General features: G+C 35.5%; 3 protein-coding genes. All 3 read right to left on the bottom strand.

Features of this window, described 5'->3' with window-relative positions; genetic code table 11:
- The coding region (locus CAG58_RS00015) for a glycosyltransferase family 25 protein (protein WP_202598151.1) at positions 1-1,263 on the bottom strand (1,263 nt) is incomplete at its 3' end.
- A gap of 238 nt (positions 1,264-1,501) precedes the next feature.
- A complete protein-coding gene (galU, locus tag CAG58_RS00010) occupies positions 1,502-2,398 on the bottom strand; it encodes a UTP--glucose-1-phosphate uridylyltransferase GalU (RefSeq protein ID WP_161425015.1) in 897 nt (298 codons plus the stop codon).
- A 156-nt stretch (positions 2,399-2,554) separates the two neighbouring features.
- Positions 2,555-3,145 (bottom strand): hypothetical protein, encoded by a 591-nt coding sequence (locus tag CAG58_RS00005; RefSeq protein WP_161425014.1) that lies wholly within the window; start codon positions 3,143-3,145, stop codon positions 2,555-2,557.
- Positions 3,146-3,283 lie beyond the last annotated feature (138 nt).

Raw genomic sequence — 3,283 nt, 5'->3', positions numbered from 1 at the left:
GTTATCAGTCGTAATACCTAGCTTATACTCTATAAACTTAATTATTTCACTTTCTGAAAGAATGTCATATTCAGAAAGAGTAGCCGCATAATCAGTCTCCAAATAAACATCTACTTGAGTGGAAATTAATTTATTCTCATTAATATTTAAATCAAGCAGATCCTTGTTATGTAATGGCCTTAAACCATCCTCTGTATTAATATACAACATCAAGTTAAATGGCATTTCAGATGCCTTACTAAAAGATTCTAGATATCGTATATTCGTCTTACCAGTGATTATTATTGCAATTGAAGGTTTTTTAATTGGAAAATCAAATCTCTCCACTTCCCACTTCATTTTTTTACCATGTTTAAACTGATCTCTTCCTGACCGAATTGAGCTGTTAGTTACATCAGGAATAATAATATTTGGGTACGCTACAAAACATTTACCTACATATTTCTCATATATTTCACTCATAGGTAAATGATCAAAAGGAGCTTCAAATGACTTTTGGGCCTCTATAACCTCATCAATTACTGAATAATCAAAAGCAATGGCAAATGAACCGCAAGTAGAAGAACTTGAATCAGAAGTTCTTCCTGGGTAATAATAATTATTTTCTAGTGCTATATCTTCATTAATATTTTCCCACCCATATTGGGAAGCCCCAAGTAGAAGAACCTTCCAATTTTCATCAACGCTATTAATAAATTTAGAGAACTTATCATTAAATGAATCATGCAATAACACATCATCTTCTAGTATAAGAAACCTTTTGTACCCCTTACTTTTGGCATCTTCAAGGATTTTAATATAGGTTTGTATATAACCAATTGCACCTGCAGATTCAATTAGATGATTATTTCTATCAACTTCTAAACATGAATATTTAGGATATCTCTTAAGTTGGCCTATAGGTTTTTTCTTATATTTTTCAAAAAAACAAAAACTCTCACCTTCATATCCATTTATAGCATTGAAAACTTCAAAGCAAATTTCATTCCCAGTTAAATGCTTAGCGGTTTTCAACCTATTTTCATGTTTATGTGGGAGATTAACTAAATATACATGATCGAAATAATCATTCACTTTACTAATGTTTGTTTTTTCATTACCATGAATATGTTTTGATATTTGTTCTCTTATACGACTCTGACATAGCTTAATATTAACACTAACATTATCATTGCCGTATTGTTTCTCATATTGGATATAAAGATCTAATGCTTTCTCATAATTCCCTTGTGTGAATAATTTACTTGCTTTTCTTAACAGCATTCTTGATTCTCTTGAAAATTTTCATATTATTAAAAATCACTTAGTAGTATGTGAAAAATTAGTTGTAAAATATAATCATGAAAGAAATAGGAAAGGTAGTAGCCACCTAAATAGGTAGCTATATCATATAAAGACACATTAAAAAGTTAATATAGGAAGATAGTTAATCATTTTCATGAATTAGCCAAATCGATAACTATCAAGTAATGCATTTCTATTAATTATCAAAAAATATTCATTAAACTACTTCAACTTCAATTTGTTCACGCGGCACTTTTACCGTTGGCTGTTGTGAGATTGGCGTATTGTGATCTTTTTTATACACCTGCTCAAAACAGTAGTTAGTTGCTTCAATGTAACCTTCAACACTACCACAGTCAAAACGCTGACCTTTAAACTTATAAGCTAACACACAGCCTGCTTTGGCTTGTTTTAACAGCGCATCAGTAATTTGAATTTCGCCACCTTTACCAGGCTCGGTTTGCTCAATCAACTCAAAAATATCTGGGGTTAAAATGTAGCGGCCAATAATCGCGAGATTACTTGGCGCCGTACCAGGGTCGGGTTTTTCGACCATATCATCGACGCGGAATAAATCATCTTTGATCATTTGACCGGCAATCACGCCATATTTATGGGTTTGATCGTCGGGCACCTCTTGCACCGCGACAATGGTGCAGCGAAATTGGTTATACAAAGCCACCATTTGTGCCAGTACCCCTTTGTGTTCATTAACACATAAGTCATCGGCCAGCACAACAGCAAACGGCTCGTCACCCACTAACGGGCGACCAGTTAAAATAGCATGACCTAAACCTTTCATTTCTCGCTGACGAATAAAGGTAAAGTTTGCTGAATCAATTAAGCCACGAATATCATCCAGTAGAGCTTCTTTACTGGTGCCCTGAATTTGATGCTCTAATTCATAATTTTTATCAAAGTGATCCATCAAGGCTTGCTTACCACGGCCTGTTACTACGCACATATCTGTCATGCCTGCTTGAATCGCTTCATCAACGCCGTATTCAATCAAAGGTTTATTGACTACCGGCATCATCTCTTTTGGCATCGATTTAGTGGCGGGTAAAAAGCGCGTACCGTAGCCGGCAGCAGGGAATAAGCATTTTTTAATCATGGAGAGCTCCTAGAACTGACTTTTAAGTATTGAGACCTGTTATAAAAATAAAAAGCAGCAATTTAAGCTACTAACGAGTTCGATCTATTGACGAATTCTGTCTATTAACGAGTAGAAAGTAATTACACTTAACCCTTAACCAACAACTCTAAAAATTTACCGTGGGTCGATAAAATAATTGATATTTTCTATAATAAAACGCTGATCTACCTTACGCGGTTTAATCTCAAACACCGCCATTCGATTATCAATAATCTCAATCGGTTCAAACAAGGCTTCAACGATATGGTAGTAATCTCGTTCAACGTAATCATCAAACAAAACTAAAGTTGGCTTACGAATTTGAATGCAAGCAGTAAGAAAGCTTGCCACCCGAAAGCGGCCGTCAATCAGAACGACGCTTGGGCGAAGTTTATGTTCTTGTAAATAACGCCAAGCTCGTTGCGGATAATCAGGCCACAACTTAAACTGGCTATCATCCACCGGTCGCCCCCAAGCTTTAGTTGGTCCTATATCCGCATAAATAGGAATAATAGTCCCCGGCAATTTTTGCTCTTGGTAAGCGCCGATTAATTCAACTAACCACTTAGGGTCTGTTTCTGTGGTCACCACTGTACACCCTTGCTCAGCGGCATATAATGTCGAACCACCAGAGCCATACTCAAGTATCACTTTATGGTTAGCGTACACTTTTTTCACATACTCGATACAATCGGGAGTGAAAGTTAACTGAAATTCTTGAAACACTACAATTATTTCCTCTCAGTTATCTCATATAGCTTCTTAATTTGAAATGAATAAAATTTATCGACAAAATGAAATGGAGTAAGTCCCCACTTATGCTTACTATCAGCGACTAAAATATCATCTGGATACGATATAATG

Source organism: Vibrio sp. V31_P5A7T61 (assembly GCF_009904895.1).
Lineage (GTDB): Bacteria > Pseudomonadota > Gammaproteobacteria > Enterobacterales > Vibrionaceae > Vibrio > Vibrio metschnikovii.
This window is presented reverse-complemented; position numbering and strand designations above follow the sequence as displayed.

What these genes read in the sequence shown, in the direction of transcription:
- galU (WP_161425015.1), bottom strand. Translation starts at nt 2,398, where the DNA reads ATGATTAAAAAATGCTTATTCCCTGCTGCCGGCTACGGTACGCGCTTT.